Origin of the sequence: Streptomyces sp. NPDC046805, assembly GCF_040645355.1 — a bacterium.
In the GTDB taxonomy this organism is placed as follows: domain Bacteria; phylum Actinomycetota; class Actinomycetes; order Streptomycetales; family Streptomycetaceae; genus Streptomyces.
The window spans coordinates 16717-32105 of sequence record NZ_JBEYYC010000049.1 but is presented as its reverse complement, the minus strand read 5'-3'; the positions used below and the strand labels follow the sequence as shown (position 1 = coordinate 32105).

Annotated in this window: 14 protein-coding genes and 2 rRNA genes; 12 read left to right on the top strand and 4 right to left on the bottom strand. The window is 73.4% G+C overall.

What is annotated here, in order from left to right; genetic code table 11:
- Together ABZ910_RS34070 and rrf are read left to right on the top strand one after the other, a co-directional pair.
- Positions 1–74: ribosomal RNA gene (locus tag ABZ910_RS34070) — 23S ribosomal RNA — on the top strand; the annotation flags it as partial.
- A 105-nt stretch (positions 75–179) separates the two neighbouring features.
- Positions 180–296, top strand: a 5S ribosomal RNA gene (gene rrf, locus ABZ910_RS34065).
- A gap of 64 nt (positions 297–360) precedes the next feature.
- On the opposite strand, the gene ABZ910_RS34060 is transcribed toward rrf, so the two are convergent.
- Complete coding sequence (locus ABZ910_RS34060; RefSeq protein ID WP_361372917.1) at positions 361–1350, bottom strand: hypothetical protein; 990 nt, start codon at positions 1348–1350, stop codon at positions 361–363.
- A 201-nt stretch (positions 1351–1551) separates the two neighbouring features.
- On the opposite strand from ABZ910_RS34060, the gene ABZ910_RS34055 reads away from it, so the two are divergent.
- Positions 1552–2382, top strand: a complete 831-nt coding sequence (locus ABZ910_RS34055; protein WP_361372915.1) for a hypothetical protein — start codon at positions 1552–1554, stop codon at positions 2380–2382.
- A 102-nt stretch (positions 2383–2484) separates the two neighbouring features.
- On the opposite strand, the gene ABZ910_RS34050 is transcribed toward ABZ910_RS34055, so the two are convergent.
- Positions 2485–3792: a DUF1015 domain-containing protein gene (locus ABZ910_RS34050; RefSeq protein ID WP_361372911.1), complete on the bottom strand. Its 1308-nt coding sequence runs from the start codon at positions 3790–3792 to the stop codon at positions 2485–2487.
- 72 nt (positions 3793–3864) lie between these two features.
- Here ABZ910_RS34050 and ABZ910_RS34045 point away from each other — a divergent pair, with 72 nt between their 5' ends.
- From ABZ910_RS34045 to ABZ910_RS34030, 4 genes are all read left to right on the top strand, one after another.
- Positions 3865–4893 carry an HAD-IIA family hydrolase gene (locus tag ABZ910_RS34045; protein ID WP_361372909.1) on the top strand — a complete coding sequence of 343 codons (1029 nt, stop codon included), beginning with the start codon at positions 3865–3867 and terminating at the stop codon, positions 4891–4893.
- A 155-nt stretch (positions 4894–5048) separates the two neighbouring features.
- Complete coding sequence (locus tag ABZ910_RS34040) at positions 5049–6092, top strand: iron chelate uptake ABC transporter family permease subunit (RefSeq protein ID WP_361372907.1); 1044 nt, start codon at positions 5049–5051, stop codon at positions 6090–6092.
- Entirely contained in the window at positions 6089–7162 is a 1074-nt protein-coding gene (locus tag ABZ910_RS34035; protein ID WP_361372905.1) for an iron chelate uptake ABC transporter family permease subunit, read from the top strand. Before ABZ910_RS34040 ends, ABZ910_RS34035 begins: the two co-directional genes overlap by 4 nt.
- On the top strand, positions 7159–8019 hold the full coding sequence (locus ABZ910_RS34030; protein ID WP_361372903.1) for an ABC transporter ATP-binding protein: 861 nt from the start codon (positions 7159–7161) through the stop codon (positions 8017–8019). Before ABZ910_RS34035 ends, ABZ910_RS34030 begins: the two co-directional genes overlap by 4 nt.
- Here ABZ910_RS34030 and ABZ910_RS34025 read toward each other — a convergent pair.
- Positions 8003–8350, bottom strand: coding sequence for a sterol-binding protein (locus tag ABZ910_RS34025; protein WP_361372901.1), 348 nt, complete (start codon positions 8348–8350; stop codon positions 8003–8005). The two genes, ABZ910_RS34030 and ABZ910_RS34025, sit on opposite strands and share 17 nt — an antisense overlap.
- A 42-nt stretch (positions 8351–8392) precedes the next feature.
- On the opposite strand from ABZ910_RS34025, the gene ABZ910_RS34020 reads away from it, so the two are divergent.
- From ABZ910_RS34020 to ABZ910_RS34000, 5 genes are all read left to right on the top strand, one after another.
- Complete coding sequence (locus ABZ910_RS34020; protein WP_361372899.1) at positions 8393–8689, top strand: hypothetical protein; 297 nt, start codon at positions 8393–8395, stop codon at positions 8687–8689.
- Positions 8690–8696: 7 nt separating this feature from the next.
- Positions 8697–9512, top strand: a complete 816-nt coding sequence (locus tag ABZ910_RS34015) for a TlyA family RNA methyltransferase (protein ID WP_361372897.1) — start codon at positions 8697–8699, stop codon at positions 9510–9512.
- Positions 9509–10462 carry an NAD kinase gene (locus tag ABZ910_RS34010; RefSeq protein WP_361372895.1) on the top strand — a complete coding sequence of 318 codons (954 nt, stop codon included), beginning with the start codon at positions 9509–9511 and terminating at the stop codon, positions 10460–10462. Before ABZ910_RS34015 ends, ABZ910_RS34010 begins: the two co-directional genes overlap by 4 nt.
- A gap of 71 nt (positions 10463–10533) precedes the next feature.
- Positions 10534–12285, top strand: coding sequence for a DNA repair protein RecN (gene recN, locus ABZ910_RS34005; protein WP_361372893.1), 1752 nt, complete (start codon positions 10534–10536; stop codon positions 12283–12285).
- A 246-nt stretch (positions 12286–12531) separates the two neighbouring features.
- Positions 12532–13668, top strand: a complete 1137-nt coding sequence (locus ABZ910_RS34000) for a glycosyltransferase family 4 protein (protein WP_361372891.1) — start codon at positions 12532–12534, stop codon at positions 13666–13668.
- Between the two features lie 15 nt (positions 13669–13683).
- On the opposite strand, the gene ABZ910_RS33995 is transcribed toward ABZ910_RS34000, so the two are convergent.
- Positions 13684–15387, bottom strand: coding sequence for a PucR family transcriptional regulator (locus ABZ910_RS33995; protein WP_361372889.1), 1704 nt, complete (start codon positions 15385–15387; stop codon positions 13684–13686).
- Between the last annotated feature and the right edge of the window lie 2 nt (positions 15388–15389).

Below are 15389 nucleotides of genomic sequence, written 5' to 3'. Positions count from 1 at the left end.
GGTTGATAGGCCAGATATGGAAGCCCGGTAACGGGTGGAGTTGACTGGTACTAATAGGCCGAGGGCTTGTCCTCAGTTGCTCGCGTCCACTGTGTAAGTTCTGAGGCAACGAACAGTTGCCGGTTCAGAGCTGAACTCACAAGTAAAGAGTGTGCTTGTTCGCTCGAAACCATTAGGGTTTCGGTGGTCATAGCGTGAGGGAAACGCCCGGTTACATTCCGAACCCGGAAGCTAAGCCTCAAAGCGCCGATGGTACTGCAGGGGGGACCCTGTGGGAGAGTAGGACGCCGCCGAACAATCTTTGGAGGACCCCTGGTCCCAGCGTTCAGCTGGGACCAGGGGTCCTTTCGTTTTTTTGGATCAAACACAGCCCGAAGCGCGCCGGGTACCCGGCTGCGCGAGAATGACTTGCGGTACCGAAGACAGGAGTAACCGATGTCCACCAACTCTCCCGGCGATCGACCAGAACGCGACCAGCGGCGACGGGACAGTGGTGACCGCGGTGAGCGTGGCGGCTTCCGTGGACGGGACGACCGAGGTCGTGGCCCCCGCCGCGACGACCGCGGCGACTTCCGTCGGGACGACCGCGACCGCGGCGACCGCGGTGACCGTGGTGGTTACGGCCGTCGTGACGACCGTTCCGCCGGCCCGCGCCGTGACGACCGGGACCGTGATCGCGGTTTCCGTCGCGACGACGATCGTGACCGCGGCTTCCGCCGTGAAGGTGATCGTGACCGCGGCTTCCGCCGTGAAGGTGATCGTGACCGCGGCTTCCGCCGTGAAGGTGACCGGCCCTCCTATCGTCGGGACGACCGCGACTCCCGTGGCGAGCGTCGCGATGACGACCGTCGCGGCTTCCGCCGTGACGACGACCGCGGTGACCGTGGTGGTTACGGCCGTCGTGACGACCGTTCCGCCGGCCCGCGCCGTGACGACCGGGACCGTGACCGCGGCTTCCGCCGTGAAGGTGATCGTGACCGCGGCTTCCGCCGTGACGACGATCGTGACCGCGGCTTCCGTCGCGACGACCGTGGTGATCGCGGCGACCGCGGTGGCTTCCGCCGTGATGACAGCCGGGGTGACTACCGCGGTGATCACCGTGGCGACCGTGGTGGCTTCCGCGGGCGCGACGACCGCAGGGACGACCGCCGCGAGGGCGATCGCTCCGGCTTCCGTCGCGACGACCGACGCGACGACCGACGGGGCGGTGAGCGTTCCGAGTTCCGCCGCGACGATTTCCGGCGTGACGACCGCCGTGACGACCGCCGTGACGACCGGCGCGACGACCGCCGTGGTGGCGAGCGCAGTGACCGCGGTGACCGTGGTGGCTTCCGTGGTCGGGACGACCACCGGGGCGGTGAGCGTGGCGGGTTCCGCGGGCGTGACGACCGGGGCCGTGGCCCCCGTCGCGACGACCGCGGTGACCGTGGCGGCTATGGTCGCCGCGATGACCGCGATGACCGCGGTGGCTTCCGTGGCGGCCGGGACGACCGGCGCGGCGGTGGCCGCTTCCGCGACGACCGCGATCGGGACCGCGAGCCGATCAAGCGGCTGCCGATCCCCGAGGACGTCACGGGCGACGAGATCGACAGGGACGTACGACAGGAGCTGCAGAGCCTTCCCAAGGGGCTCGCGGAGGACGTCGCCAAGAACCTGGTGATGGTCGCCCGGCTCATCGACGAGGACGCCGAGGCCGCGTACGGCTACTCCAAGGTGGCCCTGCGTCTGGCGTCGCGCGTCGCCGCCGTACGGGAGGCGGCCGGGTTCGCCGCGTACGCGAACCAGAAGTACTCCGAGGCGCTGGCCGAGTTCCGGGCCGCGCGGCGCATGACCGGCAACACGGAGCTGTGGCCCGTGATGGCGGACTGCGAGCGCGGGCTCGGGCGGCCGGAGAAGGCGCTCGACATGGCCGGCGCCCCCGAGGTGCACAAGCTCGACAAGGCCGGTCAGGTCGAGATGCGGCTCGTCGCGGCCGGTGCCCGGCGTGACATGGGGCAGCTGGAGGCGGCCATCGTGACGCTGCAGAGCCCCGAGCTGGCCTCCAACGCCGTACAGCCGTGGACCGCGCGCCTGCGCTACGCGTACGCCGACGCGCTGCTCGCCGCCGGGCGTGAGGGCGAGGCCCGTGAGTGGTTCGCCAAGGCCGTCGAGGCCGACCGGGACGGCAGCACGGACGCCTCCGACCGGCTCGCCGAACTGGACGGTGTCGAGTTCGTGGACGCCATGGACGAGGACGAGGCCGAGACCGCGGTCGAGGCCCGGGACACCGTCGTCGAGGACGAGGACGAGGACGAGGACGAGGACGAGGCCGACGGTGACGGCGATGACGCCGGCGCCAGCGGCAGTGCCAGCCACAGCACCGAGGCCGACGACAAGGACTGACGTCGGCCGATGACGAAAGGGCGGGACCCCCGGAAGCAACCGGGGGTCCCGCCCTTTCGTATGCGTACGTCCGTCAACGGTTTCGCATGGCCGTCGGTGTCCTCAGAGGCTCAACGCGCGCAGCACCAGCCCCGACGCCGGCTTCGGGCCGAACGAGGTCGACTTGCGGGGCATCTTCACACCCTGGCGGGCCAGGTCGCGTACGACGTCCTCGCGCACCGGGTGCATGAGGACCGCCGTACCGCCGTCGTGTTCCGCCTTGGCGACCGTCGCGGCCGTGTCGTGGATGTACGCGATGTGCGCGGGGGAGTCCTCGGGGATGCGCCAGACGTGCTCCAGGAGCGTCGCGTGCAGGACGGTCGCGTCCAGGGTCCGCCAGGCCTCCGGATGGTCGGCCGGGACGGTACGGGCCAGGAGGTCCGGGTCCGGTCGGTCGACGAGGTGGAAGGCGCCGTCGCCGGCGAGCAGGAAGGCGTTGCCCGCGAGGGTCGCGTCCGCCAGTTCCTCCAGGGCCTCGGCGAGGGGCACGTTCAGGCGCCGTACCCGGAACGGGCCGTCCACGGCCGACACCGCCTCCGCGACCGGGAGGCCGTGCAGCAGGCGGTGGATGGCACGGACGCGCACCGGATAGCGGACCGTGTCGACGAGGAGGACCAGGCCGTAGTCCCAAGGGCTGGGGGAGGGGTGCTCCGCGCACAGGCGCAGATACGTCGCCCAGCGGTGGTGGCCGTCGGCGATCAGGGCCTGGTGGTGGGACAGGTCCGTCTGGACGTTCGCGACGTCGACGGGGTCCGTGATCGACCAGAGTCGGTGGTGGAAGCCGTCCTCGGTGGTGGTGGAGATCAGCGGCGGCCGGCCGGCGGTGCGCTCGATGATCTCTGCCGTGACGCCGTTGCCGCGGTAGGTCAGGAGCAGGGGTTCGAGGTTCGCGGACGTGGCGCGCATCAGGGCCGCGCGGTCGGCGACGACCGGGGGCATGACGTCCTCGTGCGGCAGGACGACGCCCTCAGAGGGCTCCGAGACGCGCAGGGCGCCGATGATGCCGCGCTGGAGCATGCCGCCGCCGTCGCGCTGCTCGTAGACGTACAGACTCGGCTCGGGATCGGCGGCCAGCACGCCCTCGGCGAGCCAGCGGCGCAGGGTGTCGGCCGCCTGCTCGTTGCGTGCGCTGGGGGTGCTGGCCTCCGGGAGGATCAGCCGGACGATGTTGTAGGGATCCGCCGACTGGAGGTGGTGCAGGCCGTCGGGGCGTACGACGACGTCGTACGGCGGTGACGTCACGGCGGCCAGGCTGCCGACCCGTGCCGGGTCGTAGCGAAGGCCTCGGAACGGGGCGAGTTCCAGGCCGCGTCGCGTCGCTGCTCCCGAGAGCCCCAGCGTCGCGGCTTCCGAGTGACCTGCAGTGTTCATTCCCGCATCGTACGTGTGTCAGTGGGGTGGGGGATGATCGGGGGAAACGGAACGAATGAGGAGCGATGCGGAATGAGCCAGGGCGTCAGGACGGTGCCCGCGGGCAGTCGGCAGCCCCTGAGCGCGGCGTACGACACGGCGTTGCTCGATCTGGACGGGGTGGTGTACGCGGGCGGGGACGCCATCGACCACGCGGTCGAGTCCCTGGCCGAGGCGCGCGCGGGAGGGATGCATTTGGCGTATGTCACCAACAACGCGCTGCGCACCCCGGACACCGTGGCCGCGCACCTGACCGAGCTGGGGATACCGACGGCGGCCGGTGACGTCATCACCTCCGCCCAGGCGGTCGCGCGGCTGATCAGCGAGCAGGTGCCGCCGGGGTCGCGCGTGCTGGTGATCGGCGGCGAGGGGCTGCGGGTCGCGCTGCGCGAGCGCGGGCTCGAGCCGGTGGACTCGGCCGACGACGACCCGGTGGCGGTGGTGCAGGGGTACGGCGGGCCCACGCTGGAGTGGGGACGGTTCGCCGAGGCGAGCTACGCCATTCAGCGCGGGATGCCGTGGTTCGCGTCCAACACGGACCTGACGATTCCGAGCGGACGCGGGATCGCGCCGGGCAACGGCGCGGCGGTGGAGGTCGTACGGATCGCCACCGGCGCCGAGCCGCAGGTGGCGGGCAAGCCGCTGCCGCCCATGCACCGGGAGACGATCCTGCGGACCGGCGCCGAGCGGCCCCTGGTGATCGGGGACCGGCTGGACACGGACATCGAGGGCGCGTTCAACGGCGGCGTCGACTCGCTGCTCGTCCTCACCGGCGTCACCGACGGCGCCCGGCTGCTCGCGGCACCCCCGCAGCACCGGCCGACGTACGTCGACGCCGACCTGCGGGGCCTGCTCACCGGTCAGCCGGAGATCACTCGTACGGATGACGGCTTCCGGTGCGGCGGCTGGACGGCTTCAGCCGGTGACACGCGACTGGACCTGTCGGGTGACGGCGCGGCTCTCGACGGGCTGCGCGTGCTGTGCGCGGCGGCCTGGACGGCGGCCGGGGACGGCGTCTGCGAACTGGACGGAGAAAAGGCACTGGCGCGGCTGGGGCTGTGAGCCGCAGCCCCGCGGCAGTCCCGCAATCGCGGGCCGGTCCGCGCGCCCGGTGCACCGAGGATCGCACCGGGCGCGCCGACGACCGCATGGGTGTGGGTTGCAGGCCGTGAGCGGTCGCATCGAGATCGTATGCGAGGGTAGGCTAACCTAACCCCGTGTTGGTCGACAGTCCTCCCGAACAGCGCGCGGGAACCGCCCCCGCGCCCCCGATCCACCGGGCGATACGGGCCGTCGGGCTCCTCGTCGCCGCCGCGATCCTGGTGCTCGTCGTGCTGGCGAGCATCGCGATCGGGGCCAAAGAGCTGTCGTTGGGGCAGGTCTGGCACGGCCTGTTCCACGGCTCGGGGACGTACGGCGACGTCGTCGTCGACGAGCGGCTGTCCCGCACGCTCCTCGGGCTGCTCGCCGGCGCCGCGCTCGGCCTGTCCGGAGCGGTGCTCCAGGCGCTCACGCGCAATCCGCTGGCCGATCCCGGACTGCTCGGCATCAACGCGGGCGCGTCGGCGGCGGTCGTCACGGCCATCACGTACTTCGGCGTCACCAGCCTCAGCGGCTACGTGTGGTTCGCGTTCGCCGGGGCGGCCGCGGTCGGGGCGCTGGTCTGGTTCCTCGGCGGCGGCCGGGGCGCCACCCCGGTACGGCTCGCGCTCGCCGGTACGGCGATCAGTGCCGCGCTGTACGGCTACCTCCAGGCCGTGATGATCACGGACGACGCGGCGCTCGGCAGGATGCGCTTCTGGACGGTCGGTTCGCTGGCGTCGGCGACCGACGCGACGATCACCCAGGTGCTGCCCTTCCTCGGCGCCGGCACGGTCCTCGCCCTCCTGCTCGCCCGCCCGCTGAACGCCGTGGCGCTGGGCGACGACACCGCCCGCGCCCTCGGAGCCCACCTGGGCCGCACCCGGGCGCTGGCCATGCTCGCCGCCACCGTGCTGTGCGGCGCCGCGACCGCGGCCTGCGGGCCGATCGTCTTCGTCGGCCTGATGATCCCGCACGTCGTGCGCTCGTTCACCGGCCCCGACCTGCGCTGGATCCTGCCGTACACCACTCTCCTGTCGCCCGTGCTGCTGCTCGGCGCCGACGTCGTCGGACGGGTCGTGGCCCGGCCCGCGGAGCTCCAGGTCGGGATCGTCACCGCGCTCCTCGGCGCTCCGGTCTTCATCTTTCTCGTACGACGGCGGAGGACGGCGCAGCTGTGAACACGCCCCGGACGAGCCACCCCACCCGTCCCGTCCGCCCCGTCCGTGCCCTGCGCGGTCCCGGCGGCCTCTCCGTCCGGCTGGACGTGCGCGCGCTGATCGTCGTAGCCCTTCTGCTGATCGCCGCGCTCGTCGCGGGCGTCCTGCTGATCGGCACCGGCGACGCCCCGATTCCGCCTGTCGACGTCCTCCGGACGCTGGCCGGGAACGGCACCCGGTTCCAGGAGTTCATCGTCGACGAGCTGCGGCTGCCGCGCGTCCTCGTCGGCCTGCTGGTCGGCGCCTCGCTCGGCCTCGGCGGCGCCCTGTTCCAGGCCGTCTCCCGCAACCCGCTGGGCAGCCCGGACGTGCTCGGTCTCACGCAGGGCTCGACGGCCGGCGCGCTGACGGTGATCGTGCTGCTGTCCGGGTCCGCCACCGAGGTCACGGCCGGCGCGCTCGCCGGGGGCCTGGTCACCGGGCTCGGCCTCTATCTGCTCGCCCGGGAGCGGGGCGTGCACGGATACCGGCTGGTCCTCGTCGGCATCGGCGTCTCCGCGATCGTCACGGCGGTCAACGGCTATCTGCTCACCCAGGCCGACCTCGTCGACGCGGCCCGCGCGGTCGTGTGGATGACCGGGTCCCTCGACGGCCGCGACTGGAGCCAGGTCTGGCCGCTGCTCGCGCTGTGCGCCGTACTCGTCCCGCTCGTGCTCGTCCACGCGCGCGGGCTGCGGATGCTGGAGATGGGCGACGACATCGCGTACGCCCTCGGGGTGCGCGTCGAGCGCGTACGGCTCGTGGCCATGATCGCGGCCGTGCTGCTGACCGCGGCCGCGACCGCCGCCGCAGGACCCGTCAGCTTCGTGGCGCTCACCGCGCCGCAGCTCGCCCGCCGCCTGACCGGCTCGCCCGGCCCCAACCTGCTGCCCTCCCTCTGCATGGGCGCCGCCCTGCTGGTCACCGCCGACTGGGCCGCGCAGCGCGCCTTCGGCGCCGACCAGCTGCCCGTCGGCGTGGTCACCGGCGTCCTGGGCGGCGTCTACCTGCTGTGGCTGCTCGTGACCGAGCGCAGGGCGGGCCGGATATGAGCGCGACCACCCCCACGACCCTCACCGCCGGCGAGACGACCGACCCAAGGAGCACCGTGAACCGCCTGTCCGCCGAGAACGTCACCCTCGCCTACGACCAGCGCGTCATCGCCGAGCAGCTGTCGGTGGAGATCCCCGACCAGTCCTTCACGGTGATCGTCGGCCCGAACGCCTGCGGCAAGTCGACGCTCCTGCGGGCGCTGTCGCGGATGCTCAGGCCGAGGCAGGGCCGGGTGCTGCTCGACGGGCAGGTCATCCAGTCGATGCCCGCCAAGAAGGTCGCCCGCACGCTGGGCCTGCTGCCGCAGTCGGCCGTGGCGCCCGACGGGATCACCGTCGGCGACCTGGTGGGCCGCGGCCGCTATCCGCACCAGGGCATCCTGCGCCAGTGGTCGTCCGAGGACGAGCGGATCGTGCAGGAGTCCATGGCGCGGACCGGCGTCGCCGCACTCGCCGACCGGTACGTCGACGAGCTGTCCGGCGGCCAGCGCCAGCGCGTGTGGATCGCGATGGCGCTCGCCCAGCAGACCCCGCTGCTGCTGCTCGACGAGCCGACCACCTACTTGGACATCCAGCACCAGATCGACGTCCTCGACCTGTGCGCCGAGCTGCACGAGGAGCACGGCCGCACGCTGGTGGCGGTCCTGCACGACCTCAACCACGCCGCCCGGTACGCCACCCATCTCATCGCCCTGCGCGACGGCAGGGTCGTCGCTCAGGGCGCGCCGGGCGACATCGTCACGGCCGACCTGGTCGAGGAGGTCTTCGGGCTGCGCTGCCAGGTCATCGACGACCCCGAGACGGGGACCCCGCTGGTGGTGCCGGCGGCGCGGCGGGCGGCTACAAGAGCTTCCTGAGCCGGAACAGGTCGAACAGGGTCGCCTCCAGCCGTACCCGGCCCGCGCCCCAGGCCTTGGCGAAGTGGATCTGGCCGTCGACCAGGGCCACCAGGTCGTCGCCGGCCATCGCGAGTCTGATCTGCGCCTTCTCGCGGGGCGGCCCGGGGTAGGTGTCGCGCACCTCGATCCGGCCGCCGGTGAGCCGGCCGGCGAAGCTGACATCCAGGTCGGTGATGTGGCAGCTCACCGAGCGGTCCAGGGCGGCGGCCGCGCGGACGTCGCCCTCGGCGCCCTGCATGGCGTCCGAGAGCTTCTCCAGTGCGGTGCGGCACTCTTCGATCGTGGCCATCGCGACAGACGGTACCCCAGCGCTTCGCGGTAGCGTCTGGGCATGAGCGACACACTGCCGGAGGCCGGTGCCCCGCGGGACGCGGCGCCCGAACCCGAATCCGCGCCCGCGCACGACCCCGCCGCGCCCGCCCGGCTGAACGTCGCCCGCACCCCCACCGGCAACCCGGAGGTAGACGCCGGGCTGGAGCGGCTGGGCGACGCCGACCACCTCGCGACCGACGGACACCTCGAGGTGTACGAGGATGTTCACCGGGGGCTGCGCGACGCGCTCACCGCGCTCGACGCCCGCCCGGGACCTCCGGCGCCCCCATCGACGTACGAAAAAAGCAGGAGCTGAACCGAACGTGGCAGGAGTCGCACGCCGTCGTCTGGACGCGGAGCTGGTCCGCCGGAAGCTCGCGCGCTCGCGCGAGCACGCCAGCCAGCTGATCGCCGCGGGGCGGGTCACCGTAGGCAAGGCCGTCGCGACCAAGCCCGCCACCCAGGTGGAGACCGCCGCCGCGATCGTGGTCCAGACCGACGACAGCGATCCCGAGTACGTTTCCCGCGGCGGCCACAAGCTCGCGGGCGCCCTGGATGCCTTCGTGCCGCAGGGCCTCGTCGTCGAGGGGCGGCGGGCGCTCGACGCCGGCGCGTCCACCGGTGGCTTCACCGACGTCCTGCTGCGGGCGGGCGCCGCGCACGTGGTCGCCGTGGACGTCGGGTACGGCCAGCTCGCGTGGTCTCTCCAGAGCGATGAACGCGTCACCGTCAAGGACCGTACGAACGTACGCGAGTTGACGCTCGAAGCCATCGATGGGGAGCCTGTGGATCTGGTCGTGGGTGATCTGTCCTTCATTCCGCTCGGGCTGGTGCTCCCGGCCCTGGCGCGCTGTGCGCGGCCGGACGCCGACCTGGTGATGATGGTCAAGCCGCAGTTCGAGGTGGGCAAGGAACGGCTGGGCAGCGGCGGAGTCGTCCGCAGCCCGCAGCTGCGGGCCGAGGCCGTGCGGGGGGTGGCCGAGAAGGCCTGGGAGCTGGGCCTCGGGGTGAAGGGCGTGACGGCCAGTCCGCTGCCCGGGCCCTCGGGCAATGTCGAGTACTTTCTGTGGCTGCGGGCCGGGGCACCGGAACTGGACCCGGCCGATGTTGACCGTGCAGTGGCGGAGGGGCCGCGTTGACACAGAATCCAGCACAGACGTCAGCCGAGACCGCGGCGCAGACTGCGGTACCGAGCCCGGATCGTACGGTCTTCCTGCTCGCCCACACCGGGCGGCCCGCGGCGGTGCGCAGCGCCGAACTCGTGGTCAAGGGGCTGCTGCGGTCCGGCATCGGGGTGCGGGTGCTGGAGGAGGAGGCGCGCGACCTGCCGCTGCCCGAGGAGGTCGAGCTCGTCAAGGAGGCGACCCCGCAGTGCCTCGACGGCTGCGAGCTGCTGATCGTGCTGGGCGGCGACGGCACGCTGCTGCGCGGCGCCGAGTTCGCCCGCGCCTCCGGGGTGCCGATGCTCGGCGTCAACCTCGGCCGGGTCGGGTTCCTCGCGGAGGCCGAGCGGGACGACCTCGACAAGGTCGTCGACCGCGTCGTCAACAAGGCGTACGAGGTCGAGGAGCGGATGACCGTCGACGTCGTCGTGCACAGCAACGGCGACATCGTGCACACCGACTGGGCGCTGAACGAGGCGGCGGTGCAGAAGGCCGGCGCCGAGAAGCTGCTCGAGGTCGTGCTGGAGATCGACGGGCGGCCGGTGACGGGGTTCGGCTGCGACGGCATCGTGCTGTCCACGCCGACCGGGTCCACGGCGTACGCGTTCTCCGCGGGCGGCCCGGTGGTGTGGCCCGAGGTGGAGGCGCTGCTGATGGTGCCGATCAGCGCGCACGCGCTGTTCGCGAAGCCGCTGGTGACGTCGCCGGATTCCGTGCTCGCCGTGGAGGTTCTGCCGCACATCCCGCCGGGCGTGCTGTGGTGCGACGGGCGGCGGACCGTCGAGCTGCCGCCCGGGGCGAGGGTGGAGGTCAGGCGGGGTGCCGTGCCGGTGCGGCTGGCCCGGCTGCACCATGCCTCGTTCACGGACCGGCTGGTGGCGAAGTTCGCGCTGCCGGTGTCCGGATGGCGCGGAGCGCCGCACTGACAGGCCCCGGGCGGGACCACTCGCCCGAGTGACAAAGGCGGGCCATGTGCGCTCCCCGCCCCGGACCTCGTATGGTCTGTTCCGTGTTGGAGGAGATGCGGATACGGTCGCTCGGGGTCATCGACGATGCCGTCGTCGAGCTGTCGCCGGGGTTCACCGCCGTCACCGGTGAGACGGGTGCGGGCAAGACCATGGTCGTCACCAGCCTGGGACTGCTACTGGGCGGGCGCGCGGATCCGGCGCTCGTGCGGATCGGCGCGGACAAGGCGGTCGTCGAGGGGCGGATCGCCGTACCCGGCGACGCGGCAGCCGTCGTACGGGCCGAGGAAGCAGGGGCCGACCTCGACGACGGGGCGCTGCTCATCAGCCGTACCGTCTCCGCCGAGGGACGGTCGCGCGCGCACCTGGGCGGGCGCAGCGTCCCGGTGGGGATGCTCGCCGAGCTCGCCGACGAGCTGGTGGCCGTGCACGGGCAGACCGACCAGCAGGGGTTGCTGAAGCTGACCCGGCAGCGCCAGGCGCTCGACCGGTACGCGGGCGACGCGGTCGCCGTGCCGCTCGCCAAGTACACCGAGGCCTACCGGCGGCTGCGCGCCCTGTCCGTCGAGCTGGACGAGATCGTCACGCGTGCGCGTGAGCGGGCCCAGGAGGCCGACATGCTGCGCTACGGCCTCGACGAGGTCGCCGCGGTGGAGCCGCGCGCCAGTGAGGACGTGGAGCTGGCCGAGGAGGCGGAGCGGCTCGGGCACGCCGAAGCGCTGTCGTCCGCCGCGACCGCCGCGCACGCCGCTCTGGCGGGCAACCCCGAGGACCCCGAGGGCATCGACGCCGCGACCCTCGTCGCGGGCGCGCACCGGGCCCTGGAGGCCGTCCGTTCCCACGACCCGGCACTGGCCGCGCTCGCCGACCGGATCGGTGAGGTCGCGATCCTGCTCGGGGACGTGGCGGGCGAGCTGGCCGGGTACGCCGACGACCTGGACGCCGACCCGCTGCGGCTGGCGGCCGTCGAGGAGCGGCGCGCCGCACTGAACGCGCTCATCCGCAAGTACGGCGAGAACATCGACGCCGTGCTCGCCTGGGCCGAGCAGGGCGCCGTGCGACTGACCGAGCTCGACGGCGACGACGAGCGGATCGGCGAGCTGACCAACGAGCGCGACGTGCTGCGCGCCGAACTGGGCGCTCTCGCCCAGGCGTTGACGGACGCGCGCACGGAGGCCGCCGATCGGTTCGCCGCCGCCGTGACCGCGGAGCTGGCCTCGCTGGCGATGCCGCACGCGCGCGTGTCCTTCGACATCCGGCAGACCGAGGACCCCGAGGGCGTCGAGGTCGGCGGCCGGGCCGTGGCGTACGGCCCGGCCGGCGCCGACGAGGTCGAGCTGCTGCTCGCCCCGCACCCGGGTGCGCCGCCGCGGCCGATCGCCAAGGGCGCGTCCGGCGGTGAGCTGTCGCGCGTGATGCTGGCCGTGGAGGTCGTGTTCGCGGGCACGGACCCGGTGCCGACGTACCTCTTCGACGAGGTCGACGCCGGTGTCGGCGGCAAGGCGGCGGTCGAGATCGGGCGGCGCCTGGCCCGCCTCGCGAAGACCGCCCAGGTCGTCGTCGTCACCCACCTTCCCCAGGTCGCCGCCTTCGCCGACCGGCAACTGCTCGTCGAGAAGACCAACGACGGGTCGGTCACCCGGTCCGGCGTGAAGGTGCTGGAGGGCGAGGACCGGGTCCGTGAGCTGTCGCGGATGCTGGCCGGGCAGGAGGACTCGGAGGCCGCACGGGCACATGCGGAGGAACTGCTGGCGACGGCTCGGGCCGACGGGCGGTCGGGCTGATCACGCCCGCCCCGGCTTCGTCCACGCTGCCCCGCTTTCCTCACCCGTGTGAGTGATGCGCTCCGGTGCATTGCCACCGCCCGCCGCGCGATGCGCCTTGGGCGATTTCACGTAACACCCCTACGTCCTGGCATCCTTGAGGGGGAACGCGGTAGGCGGAGGTGGCGCGCGCGGTGCACCCCGCCGCCCGATACCTTCTGTACGTTCTTCGTGACCGCCCGACGCCGAACCAGGAGCCCCGGCCGCGTGAGCCCCGTGAGCAGCAACGCATCGCACGGTCAGTCCCCGTTGCGCACCGTGCAGGTGCTGGGCGGTGGCAACGTCGGCAGTTGCGCGCACGTGCGGTCCCTGGCCGCGGGGCTGGTCGCGCGGGGCGTGCGGGTCACCGTGTGCGCCCCCTACGAGGCCGACCGCGCCTACGACTTCAGCGGAGTCGGCGCCGCGCACGTCCACGTCCCGCGCAGCAGCGACCCGGCGTCCGTGGCCGTGCTGCGGGCGGTCTGCGCGGACGCCGACCTGGTGCACGCGCACGGGCTGCACGCCTCCTTCCGCGCCGTGCTCGCGCTCGGCGGACGCCGTACCCCGCTCGTCGTCACCTGGCACGGCCGCGCGCGGGCCGAAGGCGCACGCGCCCATCTGCTGCGCCTGCTGGAGCGGCGCGTGGCGAAGGCCGCCGCCGTGGTGCTCGGCACCACCTCGGACCTGGTGGACCGCGCCCGCAGGATCGGCGCCCGGGACGCCCGACTCGCCGGCGTCGGACTGCCCCGGCCGCGGCCGCCCGTCGAGTCCGACGACCCCGACCGGCTGCCGCCCAAGCTCCGGGCCGAACTCGGCGCCACCGGACGGCCGTTGCTCATCGCCGTCGGCTCCCTCGACCGGTACCGGGGGTACGACGTGCTGCTGGACGCGGCGCGCGCCTGGCGCGATCTCGTTCCGCTGCCGCTGCTCGTCATCGCGGGGGAGGGGCCGCTGCGTCCGGAGCTGCAGCGGCGGATCGAGGACGAGGAACTGCCCGTCCGGCTCATCGGGCGTCGCAGCGACGTCGGCGAACTGCTCGCGGCCGCCGATCTCGCGCTGCTGTCCAGCAGTTGGGAGTCCCGCTCCGTCCTCGCGCAGGAGGCCCTCCACGCGCGCGTGCCGCTCGTCGCGACCGCCGTCGGAGGCATCCCCGACCTCGTCGGCGACGCGGCCGAACTCGTCCCGTACGGAGACCCCGAGGCGTTCGCCGACGCCGTCGTGCGGCTGCTCGCCGACCCCGAACGGTGCGAACTCCTCAAGGACAAGGGCGTACGGCAGGCGGCCGGCTGGCCCACCGAGGACGAGACCGTGGCCCAAGTCCTCAGCGTCTACGATGAGTTGACCCAGCCTCTGCCGCTACCCTGAGCGCGATCGGCAGGGCTAGCTCACGTGGCGACGCGCACGCAGGGCCAGGCTCAACGCCAGTACGGTCTGCGGGTCGTCGAGGTCCGTGCCCAGCAACTCCCCGATGCGAGCGAGCCGGTTGTAAAGCGTCTGGCGGTTGAGATGCAGTTCGCGGGCGGTCTCGGCCTTGCGGCCCGCGTGCGCCAAGTAGGTCTCCAGCGTGGGCAGCAGCGGCGGCCGGGAGCGGCGGTCGTGCTCGCGCAGCGGGCCGATGGCACGGTCCACGAAGGCCGCCAGATCCGGGTGGTCGCGCAACCGCCACAGCAGCAGGTCGATGTCCAGACGGCGGGCGTCGTACCAGGGGCGGTCCGCGAGCCCCCGCGCCGCCGTCGCCGTCTCCGCGGCGTGCCGCAGCCCGGCCGACGCGGCCGCCCAGCCGCCGGCCACCCCGACCACCACCACGGGCGGCCCGGCGCCGGGCCGCCGCATCCCGGCCCGCTCCACCCCGGCCCGCAGCGCCGCCGCGACCCGGTCCGCGACCGCCGCCCGCTCCGCCTCCGAACGCAGGCCCACCAGCAGCGGGACGCGGCCTTCGACCGGCCGTACGCCCAGCAGCACCGGCACCCCGACCGACGCCAGCTCCTCCCCGACCGCGCGCGCCAGGACGGCCCAGTCGCCCCCGCTCCCGACCGCGCGTGACGGTGCGGTGCCCCCGCCCGGGGACAGGGCCTCCCCGACCCGCATGACCACGGGCAGCAGAGGGCTGTCGCCCGGCTTGAAGCCCAGCACCCGGGCCTGCGCGGGCGCGTCCTCGGCCGCGACACGACCCTCGGCGAGGTCGGTGAGGAAGTCGCCGCGGCCGCGCGCCGCCAACTCCTCCTCCTGCCGGGCCTGCATCAGCACGACGGCCAGGATGCCCGCGGCCCGCTCGGCGGCAATGCGGTGCACCGGCGCCAGGGGCGCGCGGACAGGCAGCAGCACGAGCCGGGCGCGCACCGACCCCGTGCCCGGGCCGCCGCCCGGCACGTCCACCAGCACCGAACCGGCCGGCGGCGGTGCGTCCTCGCGCTGACCGCGCAGCCCCTCCCACACCTGCAGCGCGTCCGCGCCCTCGGGCCCGGACCCGGCGGCGTACAGCAGGCGGCCGTCCGCCGTCTCCAGGAAGACCGGGTTGCCGGCGAAGTCCGCCAGAATCCCCAGGACCTGCGGCACCCCGCCCCCGCCCAACAGGGCCTCGGTACAGCGGCGGTGCACCTCCTCCGCCCGCTGCAGCAGCGCGTAGTGGCCATTGACGATCTCGGTGTGGATCTCCTCGGTGACCGTCACGAACGGCACCTCGCGGTGCAGTTGGACCAGCGGGAGCCCGGCGGCGCGGGCGGTGTCCACCAGGGCGGCGGGCAGCCGCGTGAAGCGCGGGCCGAGCTCGATGACCAGGGCGGCGATGCCGCGCTCGGCGAGGGTACGCACGAACGCGCGCTGCTCGGCCGGGCGGGCGCCCAGGCCGTAGCCCGTGGTGAGCAGCAGTTCGCCGCCCTTCAGCAGCGAGGCGATGTTCGGCACCTCGCCCGCGTGCACCCAGCGCACGGTGCGCCCCAGCCGGTCGGCGCCGGCCAGGATCTCCGGGAGCCCGCTGCGCAGCCCGGGCAGTTCGAGCGCCCGCTGCACGGTGATCCCGGCACCCTGCGTGCCGGTCGCACTGCCTGCCCCGCTGTCCGGTGCGCTGTCGGTACGGCTGTCCATGC

Excerpts from the sequence above, each read along its gene's own strand:
- ABZ910_RS34050 (WP_361372911.1), bottom strand. The coding sequence starts at position 3,792 with ATGAACACTGCAGGTCACTCGGAAGCCGCGACGCTGGGGCTCTCGGGA.
- ABZ910_RS34045 (WP_361372909.1), top strand. The coding sequence starts at position 3,865 with ATGAGCCAGGGCGTCAGGACGGTGCCCGCGGGCAGTCGGCAGCCCCTG.
- ABZ910_RS34030 (WP_361372903.1), top strand. The coding sequence starts at position 7,159 with ATGAGCGCGACCACCCCCACGACCCTCACCGCCGGCGAGACGACCGAC.
- ABZ910_RS34025 (WP_361372901.1), bottom strand. The coding sequence starts at position 8,350 with ATGGCCACGATCGAAGAGTGCCGCACCGCACTGGAGAAGCTCTCGGAC.
- ABZ910_RS34020 (WP_361372899.1), top strand. The coding sequence starts at position 8,393 with ATGAGCGACACACTGCCGGAGGCCGGTGCCCCGCGGGACGCGGCGCCC.
- recN (WP_361372893.1), top strand. The coding sequence starts at position 10,534 with ATGGTCTGTTCCGTGTTGGAGGAGATGCGGATACGGTCGCTCGGGGTC.
- ABZ910_RS33995 (WP_361372889.1), bottom strand. The coding sequence starts at position 15,387 with ATGGACAGCCGTACCGACAGCGCACCGGACAGCGGGGCAGGCAGTGCG.